Below are 18,127 nucleotides of genomic sequence, written 5' to 3'. Positions count from 1 at the left end.
ATTTGGAGGTTTCATTATGTCTGATAAAGTTGTTAAGTTGATTGAAGATGTTAAGGCTCTGACCGTTCTCGAGCTCTCCGAGCTCGTTAAGGCTCTTGAAGAGGAGTTCGGCGTTTCTGCTGCTGCTCCGGTTGCTGTTGCCGCTGCTCCCGCTGCTGCTGCTCCTGCTGCTGAAGAGAAGACCGAGTTCGACGTAGTGCTGAAGTCCGCTGGCGCTAACAAGATCCAGGTTATCAAGGTTGTTCGCGAGATCACTGGCCTGGGCCTGAAAGAAGCAAAAGAGTTGGTTGACGGCGCTCCCAAGAACGTGAAAGAGGCTGTTTCCAAGGACGATGCTGAGGCTATTAAGGCTAAGCTGACCGAGGCTGGCGCTGAGATCGAAGTGAAATAAGTTTTTCACTTTTATGAAGGATGCTGTGGAATTCCACAGCATCCTTTTTTTATCTGTTTTTCTTCTTGAAGTTATCTAGAATAAGAAAATAACACAAAACAAAGAAAAAAGGTACGAATGGCAATACTCTTCTAAAATACCAAACAGTTGACAAACATGCAAAATATGGTAGGATTTAATATGCTTCAATTTACTGTTCTATTTTAAAATGAAACCATGTTGTGGAGCAGTAAGCGAAAATATGATTGATGATAGAAGGAAGTGCTGATATGTCGGCTAGGTATATGAAAAAATCGTCGGGCGTGAGCAGAGGTTGGGTGATTCTTTGCTTATTGTTGGCGGCGGTTGTAGGAGCGATTGTATTTTTCTGGGTGACACAAGGGAGAGCACCGTTTTCACCTGCTTCGTCGCAGGTAGGGAGCCAGCCAGCTGCCTCAAGTGTAAGCGAAATATTGTCTGGAGCAGAATCGGCTGCATCTCAATCAGCCAGTTTGTCCTCTGTATCGGGAGAAGCAGTGGTATATACCAATCAAGAGCTGGGTTTCTCCTTTGCACTGCCACCGGAATATGAGGAATATTCCATATTAACTGGAGAATGGAAAGGCGACGATATAAAGAATACTGGAAAGAAGGCTCGCACTTTTCGAGGGCCTCAGGTGACAATACGTGACCCAAGGTGGACGCAGCAGGTGCCGCGGCAAGATATTCCCATTATGGCTTTTACGTTGGAGCAGTGGAATCAACTCCAAAATGGAGAATTTGCAGTTGGTGCTGCGCCCGTAAATCCCAGTGAATTGGGTAGAAACACCAAGTATGTGTTTGCATTGCCTGCCCGCTACAATTATGCCTTCCCGGAGGGATATGAAGAGGTGCAAATCATCTTAGATGGAAATCCGTTGACTGCATTTTAAAGCAGGCACGATGAAATGGAAGCAAGTGTTTTATAAAGATGGAAGAAAGAGGTCAACCCGCATGGGCTGACCTCTTTCTACTAACATAGCTAAGTACTGTTTTTATTTCTTAATAACGGGAATCCATACTTCAAACTGAGCGTTCATAGGGTCTGCATTCAGATACAATTCAATATCCGGACCATTGTCGTATTCATAACCAGAGGTGGGGAGCCACTCTGTAACGATACGCTGCTCCAGCTCTTGAATGGCCTTGGGGCATTGCCCGGAGCCAGAGAAGATAGCCCAAGTAAATGCCGGTACATGGTATTCCTCCAGCCCATTATCTACGGGCTGTGTACTTGCCACTGCAATAAAGTATTTCCAATCATCGGAGCAGCCACATACGCTAGCCCCCAGAATTCCCTTTGGTTCGCTGTCCATCATCATGGGGAACCGCTGCAGGGTACCGTCCATAGTTGCTTTTTGCCACATTTGCGGTACAATTTCAAAGTTCTTTTCAATTTCTTTGTGTAGAGGCTGTGAGACCCCTACAATGCGGAATGCATCTTTCTTTTCAATACGGTAATTCAATTCTTCCACTCCTTTAATTGTGATTGTGAAGCTGAGAGGAGGGAATGATTTAATTGTCGCTTTCTCTCGAACGAGAGAGGGGGCAATGCCGTGCACGCTTTGAAAAGCCCGGTTAAATGCAGTGGGGGAGGTATAGCCATACTTCAGTGCAATATCGATTATTTTTGCATTTTCCTCCTGCAAATCGACCGCGGCACGAGACATTCGCCTTCTGCGAACATATTCCGAAAGCGGAACATCCGCCATATAAGCGAACATTCTTTGAAAGTGATACGAGGAACAGCAGGCAATTTGCGCTAGCTGCTCGTAGTCAATTTCGTCTGTGAGGTGTTCCTCTAAATACGCGATGGTTTTGTTCAATCGGTGAATCCAATCCATATCATTCACTCCTTACCAAAAGTATAGCGAAGAATCGAGGAGCCGTCCTCTCTATTTCTGCACCAAACAGAGAGGTTCGAGTTTTAGTCTTAGTCTTCAAATGGATTTTTTGCATCGGTTACTTCTTGGATGATTACGATTGGGTCTGAAATAAGCCCATATTTGGTATCCTCCGGGTATGTTACGGCAATGGCAGGCTCACTGCCTGCATAAGCAATCATGCTCTCCATAGAGTCCCATTTTGTGCAAAGGAAGAAGTGGGCAAATTCACCTTGCTCCACTACTTTTAAGAAGGCACCTTGGTTGCCCTTGATGGCTAGAGTATCTTTTACACCGGTTTCGTATTCATATTTTTCAAAACCAGCTTTATGTTGTAACGGAACCATACCGTGCCAAGTTCTTGAAATCATAATTATTTCCTTTCATGTCTGTGTTTTATAGTTGTTCACTCATGCTATAATTGGGGTCCAGAAAATGCAGGTGTTTTGAAAAGGTTAGTACAATCAAATTTTCTATTATGTCATTCATGAAATAAGTTGGTAAATCCTTGCTCTAGCATGTTAAAAAGATTTGGTTCAAAATCAAAGGTTAGTTTACAAGCTTCCATTTTGCCATATTGACTACCAAACTTCTTTATGAATTCTTTCAGTAATCGAGTATTCTTTTTGCTTGATGAAAGGTGCATTGGTACTCGCTTTACCAATCGCTATAAAACATGGCATTAAGTAATTCTCGGGGAAGTTTAGCACCTTTCTTGCCCAGTCACCTTCCTCTCCCAAAGGGATACGTAAAGCAGAGGAATACCCCTCGGCGGTAGTTGCAAGCAACATATTCTCAATGCAGCACCAAATGGAAGCAAATCCGTTTAGGTGAGAAAGGTTTTCAGGATGTAGTACATCTGTTTTTTGTTTCAATAAGGGAATAATCACGCAAGCAGCTTGGGTTAACATTTGATATTGCTTTGGTATAGCCTCTATGTAAGCGTTTTGCTGACAAGCATCGTTTAGATTCCAGTCCCGCAATATTTCATGCACTTCTTCGGTGGATATTTGCTCTGGTATTCTCTTTACTAATTTCAAAACGATATGCTTATCCTTAATAACAATGAAGTGCCAGTCTCTCATATGGTCGTTGGTAGGTGCTTTCATTCCTGCCGAAATAATTCTTTCAATCACTTCATCATCAATGGGCTCGCTTTGAAAATCCCGAATCGTACGTCTCGTATCTACTACCTCGTAAAAGTCTTTGCTCATAACACCAACACCTCCTGCTAAATTGTCTTCTTATTATTTCCTATAATAACATAATCTGAAAATCAAAATCAATTTTATAAAAATAAAAAAAGCCAGCCAAAAGGCTGGTTTTTTACTGGAGCGGATGATGGGAATCGAACCCACACGGTCAGCTTGGGAAGCTGAAGTTCTACCACTAAACTACATCCGCAATTCTATTATTATATAATCCACAACTATTGAATTTTATCACATTCCTATTTTGTTTTCAAGGTGTTTTTTGAAAATATTCATTCGTTTTTGCTTTACTTAACATAATTTTTAAGGCAACAGTAAAATATTTCCTTTTTATTCCACACTTTCCACAGAGTTATCCACATACAAGCTCTGGTCACATGGGAAAATGTTAGATTTTAATCGGTTTTCCCCACCAGTTATTCACACAATAAGTGGAAATCTACATCATTTATTAGTTTACATAACTCTAAAAACAGAGAATAAAAAAAGGGAGCCCAACTCGAATTCTGTCGGGCTCCCAAAAGAAATTGGTCGAATATTATGGCAAATTATGCCAATTTGTTACTGCTTCGCCTTAGAGCGAACTTCTTCTTTTGCTTTCTCAATAAAGGCAGACAAAGGCATGGTACCAATATCACCATCGCGGCGGCTACGAACGGCAACAACACCGTTTTCCACTTCCTTATCACCAATCACGAGCATATAGGGAATCTTCTCAAGCTGAGCTTCGCGAATTTTATACCCAATCTTCTCGCTGCGGTGGTCACAGGTAACTTCCAAACCGGCTTCTTCCAGCTGGTTCTTAATTTCATCTGCTTGGTCATGCAGGCGCTCACTGATGGGTAGTACACGAATTTGCTCGGGCATCAGCCACATGGGCAGTGCACCGGCATACTTTTCAATCAGCAGTGCCAAGGTACGCTCATAGCAGCCAAGAGAGGTGCGGTGGATGATATAGGGGTTCTTTTTCACACCGTCCTTATCCACAAATTCCATGCCAAATTTTTCAGCCAGCATCTGGTCAATTTGAATGGTGATGAGAGTATCTTCCTTGCCATGCACGTTGCGAATCTGAATATCGAGCTTGGGACCATAGAAAGCCGCTTCACCAACACCAACCGAATACTGTAATCCCAAGTGGTTTAGAATGCGCTCCATCACGCCCTGCGCCTCGTCCCATTGCTCTGGTGTACCAATGTATTTATTGGTATCTTTGGGATCCCATTGGGAGAAACGGTAGCTGACGTCTTCATGCAGACCGAGTGTTTCCAACATGAAGTTGGCGAGCTCTACACATCCTCTGAATTCGTCTTCGAGTTGTTCGGGAGTGCAAATCAGGTGACCTTCCGAAATAGTGAACTGGCGCACACGAATCAGGCCGTGCATCTCACCGGAGTCCTCGTTGCGGAACAGGGTGGAGGTTTCACCCAAGCGCATCGGCAAATCACGGTAGGAGCGCTGGCGGTTGAGGAACACTTGGTATTGGAACGGGCAGGTCATGGGGCGCAGTGCAAAAACTTCCTTGTCCTTCTCCTCATCACCCATGACGAACATTCCCTCACGGTAGTGATCCCAGTGGCCGGAGATTTTATACAGGTCGCTCTTTGCCATCAGCGGAGTTTTGGTTAGCTGGTAGCCGCGCTTTTTCTCAGTATCCTCCACAAAGCGCTGGAGGGTTTGCAGCACACGCGCACCTTTGGGCAGCATAATCGGCAGACCCTGACCAATATAATCCACTGTGGTAAAATACTCCAGCTGGCGGCCAAGTACGTTATGGTCGCGCTTCTTGGCTTCTTCCACCTTTGCCAAATACTCCTCAAGTTCAGAAGCTTTGGGGAAGGAGATACCGTATACACGCTGCAATGCCTTATTTTTGGAATCGCCGCGCCAGTAAGCGGAGGTTGCCGCAGTTAAGCGAACCGCTTTAATGCTGCCAGTAGAAAGCAGGTGAGGGCCAGCGCAAAGGTCTACAAAATCACCTTGGCGATAGAACGAAATATCTTCGCCCTTGTCTGCGTGCTCTTCAATCAGCTCTACTTTGTAAGGCTGGTCGTTTTCTTCCATCAGCTTCTTCGCTTCGGCAGGAGATAGGAAGAAACGCTCAATCGGCAAGCCTTCTTTAATAATCTTCTTCATCTCGGCTTCAATTTTGGGTAAATCTTCGGGAGTAAGGGTACGGGGGAGGTCAAAGTCGTAATAGAAGCCGCGCTCAATTGACGGGCCAATCGCAAACTTTGCTTCAGGGAACAAGCGTTTTACGGCCTGCGCCATAATATGAGAGGTTGTGTGCCAGTAGGCCTGCTTGCCGTCTTCCTGCTCAAAGGTGAGGATTTCAACGGAACAGTCCTCTTGCAGGGGAGTGCGCAAGTCAACAACCTTGCCGTTGACACGCCCGGCACAAGCGGCCTTGTAAAGGCCTGCGCCAAGGGATTTTGCCACTTCTGCGACGGTAATGCCAGAGTCGTACTCTCGAACATCGTCTTTCAGTGCTATTTTAATCATGGTGATTCCTCCTGATTTGGTTTTTCGTTTGCAAAATATACCGACTATACTTTCCTTTTAATAAAGAAAGGAGTCGTCCATATTGTTTTGATATGAAAAATGGATATAAAAAAAGCCCCACCCCATACTCCTGGGGCGAGACTTGTAATCCCGCGGTTCCACCCGGTTCGGCAAAACAGACGCTTTGCCCTCCTTATGGCCGATAACGGTGCCTGCCGTCACGCCTTAAACAAACAGTTATTCGGCGCGCGCTCCAAGATGGTAATCGAAATTCCATTTGCCACTCCCGCTTTCAGCCGATGACGGGCGCTCTCTGCTGCAAAAATGTTGAATTTGATCTTCTTTTCAACGCTTTTCTGTATTCTGTTTTCATACTACCACCCGCCATCGTCCTTGTCAAGTGAACAGATTCGTGATTTTTCACGATTTTGCACCATATAGCAATCAATTTTCTTGACAGAGGGGCTGTAAAAGTAATACAATTAGAAATAAGATGCGCCTGATGGTACATCTTTGGGATTGACGCACCCAATTAACAACAAAAGTAATAAAAAATATGGAAAAATTAACAGCAAGGAGGTGTCCGTAATTTGAATGTTCCCCTTTGGTTATGTTTGATAATAGCGCTTGGTTGCGCTGTTATTTTTGGGATAGTTGCTTTTTTCGCGGGAGTAAACCACAGAAAGAAAGTTGCGGAATCTGTGATCGGTTCAGCTGAGCAAGAGGCAAAGCGCATTGTAAGCGATGCCATTAAAGCGGCTGAGGCAAAGAAAAAGGAAACGATTCTTGAGGGTAAAGATGAGATTCACAGGCAAAGAACGGAATCGGAGAGAGAACTAAACGAGCGCAGAAAAGAAGTACAGCGGCAAGAGCGCAGAATTCAGCAAAAGGAAGAAACCTTGGACAAAAAGCTAGAGGGGCTTGAGTCGAAGGAGAACGCGATCAACTCCAAGAATAAAAAAGCGGATGAAAGGCTTGCAGAAGCAGAGGCCGTGAAAAAGAGCCAGTTTGATATGCTGGAGCGAATTTCGGGTCTTACTGTGGAACAGGCCAAGGAATATATGCTAAAAAGCCTTGAGGACAAGTTGACGCACGAAAAAGCGGTTAAAATACGTGAGTTTGAGCAGCAGGCAAGAGAAGAAGCAGAGAATAGTGCACGTGAGATTATCTCGCTGGCCATTCAGCGCTGTGCTGCCGACCACGTGGCGGAGGCAACCATTTCGGTTGTGCCGTTGCCGAACGATGATATGAAGGGCCGAATTATTGGCCGTGAGGGACGCAACATTCGTGCCATTGAAACAATGACTGGTGTTGACCTGATTATTGATGATACGCCAGAAGCCATCACGCTTTCCTGCTTTGAGCCGGTTCGCCGTGAAGTAGCCCGCATTGCTTTGGAACGCTTGATTTCAGACGGACGAATTCACCCCGCTCGCATTGAAGAAACCATTGAGAAGGCTCGCCGTGAGGTAGATGCCACCATTAAGCAAGAGGGTGAACGTGCCGTTATTGAGGCCGGCGTAAACGGAATCCATCCCGAACTGATTAAGCTGCTGGGACGGCTGCGTTACCGCACCAGCTATGGTCAGAACGTATTAAACCACTCGCTGGAGGTAGCGTATCTTTCCGGTATTATGGCGTCTGAGCTTGGGCTTGACCCAACATTGGCACGCAGAGCCGGTTTGCTGCACGATATTGGCAAGGCGCTTGATCACGAGATTGAGGGCTCGCATGTGGATATTGGTGTGGATGTAGCGAGAAAGTTCAAAGAGAGCGAAGCCGTAGTACATGCGATTCAGGCTCACCACGGTGATGTGGAAGCGAAAACCGTAATTGCCTGCCTAGTACAGGCGGCAGATGCCATTTCTGCTGCGCGCCCCGGTGCTCGCCGAGAGAATCTGGAAAATTACATTAAGAGGCTGGAAAAACTGGAATCTGTGGCATCCTCCTTCAATGGAGTGGAGCGTTGCTTTGCGATTCAGGCCGGCCGCGAAATTCGCATTATGGTGAAGCCGGATGTGGTGAACGATGACCGCATGGTATTACTGGCTCGCGAAATCTGCGATAAGATTGAGCAGGATTTGGAGTACCCCGGACAAATTAAGGTTAATATTATTCGTGAAAGCCGAGCGATTGAATACGCGAAATAATGCGCTTTTGCGAACCGCTTGCCAGGGGAACCCTTTGGCAGCAGGAGAGGGAACAATTTGTTCCCTCTCTTTTTTTATGTTCTATCCTTTTTGTTTTCCTATTGTGTTATTTTCCTAGGATGGTGTACAATATCTATATATTAAAATTTCGTACACATAGACAAAGCAGCAGCAATAAGCCGCTGCGCTTGCCTCATTTTTTAGAATAGAAAGAGTGAAATTGGATGAATATTCTAGCAATCGGTGATGTAGTTGGTAGCATTGGCTGCCGGTACCTGAGAGAACAGCTCCCTCGCCTGAAAAAGGAGAAACAAATTGATTTGGTAATTGCCAATGGAGAAAACTCGGCAGATGGCAACGGGGTTACACCGGCTTCCGCAGATTTTTTATTTTCCAGTGGGGTAGATGTGATAACAACCGGTAACCATAGCTTTCGCCGCAAAGAAAGCTATGAGCTGTATGATGATTGCGAAACACTGCTTCGCCCCGCTAACTTTCCCAGTGGTGTACCAGGGCACGGCGTGTGTATAGTTGATATGGGCCGTGTGCAGGTGGCTGTAATTAATGTGATGGGTGTTTCGTATTTAGAAAGTCTGGAATGTCCCTTTGCAACAATGGACCGCATTTTAAGCGATCCCAATCTCCCACCGGTTCGCTTGGTCGATTTTCACGCAGAGGCAACCGGAGAAAAAGGAGCAATGGGGTATTATCTTGACGGTAGGGTGTCTGCGGTATTCGGAACGCACACCCATGTGCAAACAGCGGATGAACAGCTTTTACCACAGGGAACGGCATTTCTCTCCGATTTAGGCATGACAGGGCCGATTCGCTCTGTGCTTGGTGTGAAGCCCGAGTTAATCATTCAAAAGCTGCGCACTCACATGCCCGTTCGTTTCGAAATAGCCGAAGGTGCTTGCCGAATGGATGGCGCAATTTTCCATATTAATGAGCGGAATGGAAACGCAATTTCTGTAGAAAGGGTGCAAATAACGACATAATCGACAAATATTGCGCGAACTTATATTTTATTATGATTTATATTAACAAAAATCTCTTGCCAAAAAATAGTTTTTGATTTATGATAGAAGTGCAACTTAAGAGGCGGGAGGTTATGAAAATGGAAGTATTAAAAGTATCATCAAAATCCTCACCCAATTCCGTAGCAGGGGCTATTGCAGGTGTGATTCGTGAGAGCGGTGCCGTAGAGGTACAAGCGGTAGGGGCAGGAGCCTCCAATCAGGCAATCAAGGCAATTGCGATTGCCCGTGGTTATCTCGCACCGTCTGGAATCGACATTGTGTGTATCCCCGCCTTTGCCAGTATCAATATTGATGGTGACGAGCGGACTGCAATGAAACTAATAGTGGAGCCCAGGTAATGTGCTGCCGCAAAATCTTTCGGTGCTTTACCGAATCGGCTCAAATGCGTTGGAGTAAATCCGGGTAAAAGCTCGGTTGATATTCCGTTTAGAAATGCCACAGGATGCTTTTTTATCCTGTGGCATTTCTTTTACAGGGGACGATACCATATTTTCAAGTCTGCCGCGCCCAGCGGGAATAAATGGATTGAATACGGGTCAACATTATGTTATAATATGTAAATAATTATAAGCAGGTGGGAATTCGGTTCGCCATACTTCTGCGGCGCTTTTGCAAAGGCAGCCACGGGCTTTCTCATTTGTATAAATGTGATTTTCTGAAACTGCAGTGCCTTTTCAGGCAGTTTCTCTTTCCAAATTATCTATTGAAGAGGAGATGCGACACAATTGATCAATGGAGCTGAATTAAAGAGCGCTATCTTATCTGGCGCCAACCATATTGTTCGGAACAAAGCTCTTGTAGATGGGCTAAATATTTTCCCGGTTCCGGATGGGGACACAGGCACCAATATGTCTATGACGATTTCAGCCGCTGCAAAGGAGCTGGAAAAGCTGGATGGCGAAACTGGAATTGGCGCTGTTGCCCATACGGTCGCCTCTGCCATGCTGCGCGGCGCACGCGGGAACTCCGGCGTTATACTTTCTTTGCTGTTCCGTGGTTTTTCAAAGGGGCTCGAGGGTTTGGAGCAGGCAACGGGAAGTGACTTGTGCAAGGCACTGGGTCTTGGTGTGGATGCCGCCTACAAAGCCGTTATGAAGCCAACCGAGGGAACCATCCTGACAGTGGCTCGTGTGGCCTTTGAAAAGGGACAGGTTTCTGCGGAGCTGGATGACGACGCTGTGAGCGTTTGGGCAGCAATTTGCAAAGGTGCGAACGAAGCGCTCGAAACCACACCGGAGCTTTTACCGGTACTGAAAAAAGCCGGTGTTGTGGATGCGGGCGGTAAAGGGTTATGCCTTATTTTTGAGGGAATGCTTTCCGTGTTCCAAGACGGCGTGATTTTGGACAGTGAGCAGAGCGTATCTTCTTCGGATACAGCGGGCGTAATAAGTGCCGCGGAGGAATTCCACCGCAATGTGGCGGCAGAATTTGACCAAGAGATTACCTTTACCTATTGCACCGAGTTCATTGTGGGTCGTGACCCTGAAATAGATACAGACCCGCAGGATGATTTGCGCCCTTACCTTGAGGGGATTGGCGACTGCGTAGTCGTAGTAGATGACGAAGAAATTATTAAGGTGCATGTGCATACTGAAACACCGGGTAATGCGCTGCAAAAGGCATTGGAATACGGCCAGCTTCTCACCGTAAAGATTGAGAACATGAAAGAGCAGCACCGTGTAGCCGCGGAAAAAAATCAGGCGAATCAGGCCAATCAGGCGGCTTCGGCACCGGTAGAAGAACGCCCCGCTGCACCGCAGATTGCAGAGCCGGAAGAAGAAATCGGTTTTGTTGCAGTCACCGCAGGTGATGGCTTGCGTTCCTTGTTTATGGATCTTGGCTGTTCACAGGTAGTGAGCGGAGGCCAAACCATGAACCCCAGCACGAATGATATTATGGCGGCGGTTCTTGCTACTCCGGCAAAAACAGTAATTGTGCTGCCAAACAATAAAAATATTATAATGGCGGCAGAGCAGTCGGTTCCCCTTGTCAAAGACCGCAAGGTAGTGGTGTTGCCAACCCGCACCATTCCGCAGGGGCTTTCTGCAATGCTGGCGTTTGACCCAGAGGTTAGCGTTGAGCGTAACACTGTGGTGATGATGGAAGCTGCCGGTTCCGTAGCAACTGGTCAAGTAACCTTTGCTGCGCGTGATTCTGAGTTTGGTGGTCACCGCATTAAAGAGGGCGATATTCTCGGCCTCAAAAACGGGAAGCTGGAAATGATTGAGAAAGATCCCGTGCATACGGTTGTAAAGCTAACCCGTTCCATGGTGAGCCGTACCACTTCATTTGTCACATTGATTTATGGAAAAGGGATTACGGAGATTCAGGCACAGGATGCGTATAACCGTATTAAATCGAAAATCGGCGGAGACGTTGAGGTCACGCTGGTAGACGGTGGTCAGCCGGTGTACTACTTTATCGTTTCCGTGGAATAACTTCCGTTTGGAGAAGACCTGCCATGGCATCGTTGTTTCAAAAAGAGATACTTGAATTAAAGGGCGTCGGCGAAAAGCGCTCCCAGCTGTTCATCAAGCTGGGGGCGCCTACGGTCGGCGCTCTTCTGCGCCTTTATCCGCGTGATTATGAGGATTGGAGCAACCTGGTACCTTTGGCGCAGGCACCGGCAGAGCAGGTATGTGTGGTTCGTGTTACCGTGGTGTCCGCAGTGTCGGAGCAGCGCATCCGCTCTGGTATGACGCTCTATAAGCTGCGGGTAACCGATGGCCAGCACGATGCGTTAATCACCTATTTTAACAATCGTTATATAAAAGAACTGTTGGTTGAGGGGAGAGAGTACCTCCTGCGCGGGAAAGTAACCGGCACACTCCTGCGCCGCGAGATGGCATCTCCCGATTTTATGCCAGCGAATCGACCGTTGCCGTTGCGCCCGATATACCGGCAAACTGCCGGGCTTTCATCTCGCCAAATTTCTTCCGCAGTTCGCTCCGCTCTTGGATTGCTGCCAAACCCACTGCCAGACCCACTGCCAGACCCACTGCCGGAGCCAATGCGAGAAGCCTGCCGCCTGTGCGGCCTGCGGCTTGCTTTAGAGAATATTCATTTTCCCAAAGACCGTGAAGCGTTGGAGCAAGCACGTCGCAGGTTGATTTTTGAAGAGCTTCTCATATTGCAGCTTGGTTTGTTACGCATGAAAAGCCGCGGTCGTCAGCAAACCTCATTGCATATGGAAGTGGATGCCACCGAGGAGTTTTTTAAATCTCTTCCGTTTATACCCACCAATGCGCAAAAGAGAGCGGTTGCGGAGTGTATGAGGGACATGCAAGGGGAATCACCCATGAATCGCCTTTTGCAAGGGGATGTGGGTAGCGGTAAAACTGCCGTAGCAGCCGCGCTTTGCCACAGTGCAATTGCTTCTGGAATGCAGGCAGCGTTTATGGCTCCCACAGAAATTTTGGCTCGCCAACACTTTACTACCATGAGCGGATTGTTAGAGCCGTTTCACCTGCGAGTAGCTTTGCTCACAGGTTCGATTCCTGCTGCTAAGCGACGTGAGATTTTGGAAGAGTTGCAAGAGGGGAAAATTCACCTTTTGGTAGGTACCCATGCGATTTTAAATGAATCGGTAGCGTTTCGTCGGCTCGGTCTGGTGGTAACGGATGAACAGCACCGTTTTGGGGTCGCGCAACGTGCTGCGCTTACCCAAAAGGGGGATCATCCGCATATTCTCGTTATGTCTGCTACACCCATCCCGCGCACCTTGGCGCTGATGATTTATGGTGACTTGGAGCTTTCTGTACTCAATGAGCTTCCGCCGGGGCGGCAAAAAACAGAGACGTATGTGATTGATAGCTCCAAGCGAGCCCGTGCATTTGGTTTTCTACGTAAAAAGATTGATGCCGGGCGGCAGTGTTATATCATATGCCCCCTCATAGAAGACAGCGAGAGCGATATGGCGTCTGTAACCCAGTATGCCAAAGAGCTTCAGGAGAAATGGTTTTTTGCCAATACAGTAGGGGTGCTTCACGGTAAAATGCGCCCTGCTGAGAAAGAGCGTGCCATGGAGGATTTTACTGCCGGACGCACCGATATTTTAGTTTCTACTACGGTTGTAGAGGTTGGTGTGGATGTGCCGAACGCAGTAGTGATGCTGATTGAAAATGCGGAGCGGTATGGGCTTTCTCAGCTGCACCAGCTTCGTGGACGTATTGGGCGTGGCACCGAGAAATCTACCTGCATTCTGGTTTCGGACGCACAGAATGAGGAAGCACAGAAGCGCTTGCGTGTGATGTGCGAAACCACAGACGGCTTTCGAATTGCGGATGAAGACCTTCGCTTGCGTGGTCCGGGTGATTTTTTTGGGGCACGGCAGCACGGTTTACCAGAACTGAAAATAGCGGATATGAGTGCCGATTTTGCACTGCTGCAGCTAGCGCAGGGGGAAGCAAAAGAACTGCTTACCCGCGACCCAGCGATGGAGCTGCCAGAGCACCGCGGTTTACGGGCAGAGGTTCGCCAACTGTTTACTTCCTTAGAATAAAAGACTTCTGCTTTGTTTCGTCAATTATATTTATTTTAAATAATGAAAGCAAAAAGCCGCCGGTTTAACCGACGGCTTTCCTAATATCTTTATAAAAATTACATATCACGGTATTTTTTAACTTTGCGTAGGCGCTTTCTCTTTTTGTTATAAAGCAATGCCAAAACAAGGTAAATAATCACCAGAGTCACAATGATGGCTGCGATGACGATGAACCAAACCGAGGTTACAATCTTTTTCACCACATCGGCCGAATGCAAAAGCTCACTGCGCTCTACCGACTCCGATGCGACCAGATTAATGGTAGTTAACTCTTGATTCGCATAAGTAAGTACTGCGGTTCCCACAACCTGCCCTTTTTTAATAGGAGCTTCCACTTGTTCGGGCAGCTTTGGTGTAATCAAAACGCTGGAGGCAGAAACACCCTTTGGCAATATAGTCGCATAGCTTTTTTCAGCTACGAGAAGCAACTTGTCTTTGTTCCAGGCGTAATCGAGCTTAACTTCTCCCACGCTGGTGCCGCTTTCGACAACGGTTTTAATTTGCAGGCTGCTAAACGCCCATTCATACAGCTTTTTGGAGTCTATCATTTCACCGCGGGTGGGAACGCTCTTTCCACTAGAGTCAATCTTCGGGGCGTGCAGTGCAACCGCCATGTAGCTGTATCCATCACGGATTGCGGTAGAAACAAGGCAGTACCCTGCCTGATCGTGCGAGCCGGTTTTCACACCCTTGGCGTAGCGGTAAAAGTAGTTGCCGCCTGTGTAACGGTCAGTTAAATAGTTCGTAGTTACCAGAGTGCGGGGCTTGGGGTATTTGTTCGTTGCGGGCAGCTCGTACCGCGTTTGTGAGGTAATATCGGTAAAGTATGGTAGAGTCATTGCGTATTTTGTGATGGTATATAAATCGCGTGCAGTGGTATAGTGTTGTTCATCATGCAGCCCATGCGGGTTTGCAAAGTGCGTATTTTTACAGTTTAGCTCCTTTGCTTTTTCGTTCATTAAATCAACAAATTTGCTAATGTCACCGCCGCCCACGTAGTCAGCTAAAACCATAGCGGCATCGTTGCCGGAGGGGACCATAAGGCAGTTTAGCAGTTGTAATGCGGTAAGCTCTTCGCCCTCCAGTACGCCGGATAGTGAACTTCCGGTGCCTTGCAATTGGTCGACTACCGATTTTTTCACGGTAATTTTGGTTCCGCTAAGGTCTTTAATGTGTTCGGATGCCACAATAAAAGTCATTATTTTTGTTGTGGAGGCAGGCTCCATCTTTTTATCTGCATTTTGTTCGAATACAACGGTGCTGGTGTCGAGATTTACGAGCAGAGCCGCTTCAGAATTTAGAGAAAAATCTATATTATAAGCTGCCGCAGAGACTGGCGCCGACGAGAAAATTACACAAACGGTCAGCAAAAAAGTCAATACGGGTGTTAAGCATTTTTTCATGGAAAAATGGCCTCCAATGTGATATGATAAGGAAGAAATAAGGTAAGCGCAACGTTATGTTTTGTATGTAAGATACCAGCAAAAAAACGCTTACGCAATCAGTATAACAGCTAAATATGAAAAGATAAAGATTTCGATAAAAAAAATAGAAATATTTAAAAAGAATGGGCGGGAACGGTCTTGATTTATCTAACGGGAGATATGCACGGTGAACTGGAACGCTTTCAGTCGCCGGAGGTTCGTCGGCTTCGCCGGGGCGATAGTTTGATTATCTGCGGTGATTTTGGTTTTTTGTGGGATGGTGGAAAAGCCGAGCAAAAGGTGCTTAAAAAGCTTGGCTCAAAAAAATATAATATTCTGTTTGTGGATGGCGCACATGAAAATTACGAGCTTTTAGAGCAATACCCGGTTACAGAATGGAACGGGGGAAGGGTGCAGCAAATTAGCGGGAACCTGTATCATCTAATGCGCGGGCAGGTGTTTACACTGGAGGGCAAAAAGTTCTTTACCTTTGGCGGTGGGGAAAGCAAAGACCGGCAAATGTATAAGGATGTTGGCCGTTGGTGGCCGCAGGAGATGCCAAGCAGTGAGGAAATGGAAGAAGGAGTCGAGAATCTTTCAAGGCACCAAATGCAGGTGGATTATATTGTAACGCATGAGCCATCGCCGCGCATGCGAACGCTAATAGACGAAGCACATAAGGTTAGCCCTTTGGAGATGTATTTTGAAGGGCTGGTTCGCTCCGTAAAATTCCAAAAATGGTTCTTTGGCTCCCTTCATACCAATCGAAGTCTTACAGGCAGCCACATTTGTTTGTTTGACCAAGTGGAAAAGGTAGACGGTAGGAGCGGGCCTTTGCATTACAGGTAATAAAGATAAAAAAATCCGTTCTGTGCGGTGAGGCAAGGAGCGGATTGCAGGTTCTAATGAAAATACGGCAGGAGAACGATGATCGCTTCGTTCCCCTGCCGTATTTTTTTATGCTCATGGAAAGTTTGGGGGAGGTCCCGTCATTTCCCGTTATAGGTGTAATTTTCGATTTCAACCTTATCCACTTCCTGGTATGGAGCAAGAACGGAAACCATTTTCACCGGTTTATCATAATTATTAATGCAGTAATGTGTCTCGTGTGGCTCAATGTGAATAAATTGGCCGGGGGTCAGGTGGTGCACCACACCGTCTACCACAATATCAATTTCTCCCTCAATAATATAAAAGTTTTCTTCCATTACATTGTGAAGGTGCGCTTTAAAATCTTGGCCGGGCATAAACTGCACGAGAGCAAAATTCATGCGTGGCCCTTTCATTAGGTACTTTGGCCCGCTGTCGCCAAAGCGGTATTCCTTCTCATTTTCATCAATAATATACATAAATCTCATTCGTCCTTTCTTCTATTGTAAGCCGGGTGCGCTCCACATGGGCTTTGTTAGCTTTTCATGGCAAAGAGCAAGCTGTGCTTCGTACAGTTTGCGCCATACACCATACATTTGCATGTAAATGACGTGGTTTTCTTCGTTTGGTTGGTATTCTTTATCCCACTTTACCAGCTTTGCCGCGGCTTCAGTGGCATCACTATAAATGCCAACGCCTACGCCAGCCAATATTGCGGCACCCAGAGCAGTGGCTTCCTTTACAACCGGTACTTTTACCGGGAGCCCCAACACGTCTGAAAGAATTTGGCACCAGAGTGGACTTTTTGAGGCGCCTCCGGCAAATACAATCTCTTTGGGCATATTTTGTGTTGCTTCTTGAACCAAGTCAAGGTGGCCCTTTGTCACCATTGCGGTATTCTCTAAAATTGCCCGGTAGAATGTATACCGGTTAAACTTTTGCGGGTCTAAATCAAAATTCGTAAAGGTAGGCGCGGCATGCTGCCAACGAATGAAGTTCATTACGTCGGAGAAGGTGCACATCATACCATAGCAGCCTGCTGGAATTTGAGCGGCCTTTTGATCCATTAAATAATAAGGGTCTTTTCCCAGCTTTTCGCCTTGTTGTTTTTCCAATTCACAGAAGCCGTCACGGAACCACCGCATTACCAGCCCGGGTTTAAAGGCAAGAGCCTCGTACTGCCATACTCCGGGAATGGCATGACAATTCACACGAACACGACAGTCAGGGTCTGTTTTCCCATTTGCGGTGTTGCATTCGTACTGCCAGAAGCTCCCGCCGAATACCGCCGCCTGCCCGGGGTTGACTACGCCAACACCGATGCAGCCAAGCTGCGCGTCTCCGCCGCCGGAGACAACAGGGGTACCTACTGCAAGGCCGGTTTGCTTTGCGGCTGCTTCATTCACAGAGCCAACCACCTTACCGCACTCGGTTACTGCAGGGAAGATGTCGGTGCGAAGACCGCATTTTTCAGCGATGGAGGGATCCCAGTCCCGCTTATGTAAATTGAAGATTCCCGTGGTAGAGCCGTTGCTTGGTTCTACGGCGAGAATGCCGGTGAGCTTATGAATCAGCCAATCGTTAAACATGCCAACGGCTGCGGTTTTTTCATATAATTCGGGCATTTTGTTTTTTAACCATAACAGGCGGGGGAGTGCGCTGAGCGCGTAGGTTTGGCCAGACTCCAAATAAATCTCTTTTTCCATTTTGGGGTTGCGCTGAATTAATTCAACCACTTCATCTTCGCTGCGGGCATCCACATTGGCGCAAGCCCATATCTCTTGCCCCTCTGCATTGTAAAGAACAATGCCCTCCCGCATACAGGTGGTGGATATTGCCGCCAGTTCCGCTGGGTCAACTCCGGTTTTTTCCAGCACGCCGCGAATACACCCGCAGGCAAGCTCCCAGTTGGTTACCCAATCAAAATCCATGCTGCCGGGGTATTTGGGGTCTTCCTTGTGGTCCCATTCCTGCTGTACAACATCTACCTGGTTTCCATCCAAATCAAACAGCACAGCTCTTACACTGCCGGTACCGGCATCAACCGCCATCAAATAGTTGCGCGCCATACTCCGTTTCCTCCCGTCTGAAAGTT

15 protein-coding genes and 1 tRNA gene are annotated in these 18,127 nt (G+C 47.0%); 8 read left to right on the top strand and 8 right to left on the bottom strand.

Features of this window, described 5'->3' with window-relative positions; all coding sequences use genetic code 11:
* The first annotated feature begins 16 nt into the window (after positions 1-16).
* On the top strand, positions 17-391 hold the full coding sequence (rplL, locus tag CAN90_RS13080; protein ID WP_085834235.1) for a 50S ribosomal protein L7/L12: 375 nt from the start codon (positions 17-19) through the stop codon (positions 389-391).
* A 269-nt stretch (positions 392-660) separates the two neighbouring features.
* Positions 661-1,302 carry a hypothetical protein gene (locus CAN90_RS13075; RefSeq protein WP_242953660.1) on the top strand — a complete coding sequence of 214 codons (642 nt, stop codon included), beginning with the start codon at positions 661-663 and terminating at the stop codon, positions 1,300-1,302.
* A gap of 102 nt (positions 1,303-1,404) precedes the next feature.
* On the opposite strand, the gene CAN90_RS13070 is transcribed toward CAN90_RS13075, so the two are convergent.
* The 5 genes from CAN90_RS13070 to thrS all read right to left on the bottom strand — a co-directional run bounded on the left by CAN90_RS13070 (position 1,405) and on the right by thrS (position 6,005).
* Complete coding sequence (locus CAN90_RS13070; protein WP_085834234.1) at positions 1,405-2,253, bottom strand: AraC family transcriptional regulator; 849 nt, start codon at positions 2,251-2,253, stop codon at positions 1,405-1,407.
* An 89-nt stretch (positions 2,254-2,342) separates the two neighbouring features.
* Positions 2,343-2,663, bottom strand: a complete 321-nt coding sequence (locus tag CAN90_RS13065) for a hypothetical protein (RefSeq protein WP_085834233.1) — start codon at positions 2,661-2,663, stop codon at positions 2,343-2,345.
* Between the two features lie 210 nt (positions 2,664-2,873).
* On the bottom strand, positions 2,874-3,506 hold the full coding sequence (locus tag CAN90_RS13060) for a nitroreductase family protein (RefSeq protein WP_085834232.1): 633 nt from the start codon (positions 3,504-3,506) through the stop codon (positions 2,874-2,876).
* Positions 3,507-3,622: 116 nt separating this feature from the next.
* Positions 3,623-3,696 (bottom strand) — tRNA-Gly (locus CAN90_RS13055).
* Positions 3,697-4,064: 368 nt separating this feature from the next.
* Positions 4,065-6,005 (bottom strand): threonine--tRNA ligase, encoded by a 1,941-nt coding sequence (gene thrS / locus CAN90_RS13050; RefSeq protein WP_085834231.1) that lies wholly within the window; start codon positions 6,003-6,005, stop codon positions 4,065-4,067.
* A 590-nt stretch (positions 6,006-6,595) separates the two neighbouring features.
* Here thrS and rny point away from each other — a divergent pair.
* The 5 genes from rny (at position 6,596) to recG (ending at position 13,696) form a co-directional block, all read left to right on the top strand.
* Positions 6,596-8,155 carry a ribonuclease Y gene (rny, locus tag CAN90_RS13045; RefSeq protein WP_479723226.1) on the top strand — a complete coding sequence of 520 codons (1,560 nt, stop codon included), beginning with the start codon at positions 6,596-6,598 and terminating at the stop codon, positions 8,153-8,155.
* Positions 8,156-8,379: 224 nt separating this feature from the next.
* Complete coding sequence (locus tag CAN90_RS13040; protein ID WP_085834230.1) at positions 8,380-9,153, top strand: TIGR00282 family metallophosphoesterase; 774 nt, start codon at positions 8,380-8,382, stop codon at positions 9,151-9,153.
* 119 nt (positions 9,154-9,272) lie between these two features.
* A complete protein-coding gene (locus tag CAN90_RS13035) occupies positions 9,273-9,533 on the top strand; it encodes a stage V sporulation protein S (protein WP_085834229.1) in 261 nt (86 codons plus the stop codon).
* 387 nt (positions 9,534-9,920) lie between these two features.
* A complete protein-coding gene (locus tag CAN90_RS13030) occupies positions 9,921-11,633 on the top strand; it encodes a DAK2 domain-containing protein (protein WP_085834228.1) in 1,713 nt (570 codons plus the stop codon).
* Positions 11,634-11,656: 23 nt separating this feature from the next.
* Entirely contained in the window at positions 11,657-13,696 is a 2,040-nt protein-coding gene (recG, locus tag CAN90_RS13025) for an ATP-dependent DNA helicase RecG (RefSeq protein ID WP_085834227.1), read from the top strand.
* A 98-nt stretch (positions 13,697-13,794) separates the two neighbouring features.
* Here recG and CAN90_RS13020 read toward each other — a convergent pair whose 3' ends face one another.
* Positions 13,795-15,141 (bottom strand): D-alanyl-D-alanine carboxypeptidase family protein, encoded by a 1,347-nt coding sequence (locus CAN90_RS13020; RefSeq protein WP_085834226.1) that lies wholly within the window; start codon positions 15,139-15,141, stop codon positions 13,795-13,797.
* A gap of 180 nt (positions 15,142-15,321) precedes the next feature.
* Between CAN90_RS13020 and CAN90_RS13015 the strand changes: the two genes are divergently transcribed.
* On the top strand, positions 15,322-16,011 hold the full coding sequence (locus tag CAN90_RS13015) for a metallophosphoesterase family protein (protein WP_085834225.1): 690 nt from the start codon (positions 15,322-15,324) through the stop codon (positions 16,009-16,011).
* 140 nt (positions 16,012-16,151) lie between these two features.
* Here the strand turns inward: CAN90_RS13015 and CAN90_RS13010 are convergent, their stop codons facing one another.
* Both CAN90_RS13010 and lsrK read right to left on the bottom strand, forming a co-directional pair.
* Positions 16,152-16,520, bottom strand: coding sequence for a cupin domain-containing protein (locus tag CAN90_RS13010; RefSeq protein ID WP_341456306.1), 369 nt, complete (start codon positions 16,518-16,520; stop codon positions 16,152-16,154).
* 12 nt (positions 16,521-16,532) lie between these two features.
* Positions 16,533-18,101 carry an autoinducer-2 kinase gene (lsrK, locus tag CAN90_RS13005; protein ID WP_085834224.1) on the bottom strand — a complete coding sequence of 523 codons (1,569 nt, stop codon included), beginning with the start codon at positions 18,099-18,101 and terminating at the stop codon, positions 16,533-16,535.
* Between the last annotated feature and the right edge of the window lie 26 nt (positions 18,102-18,127).

It is taken from the genome of Clostridium merdae (genome assembly GCF_900176635.1).
GTDB lineage: Bacteria > Bacillota > Clostridia > Oscillospirales > Acutalibacteraceae > Faecalispora > Faecalispora merdae.
Note: the sequence above shows the minus strand (reverse complement) of the source record. Positions and strands in the feature narration are given on the sequence as shown.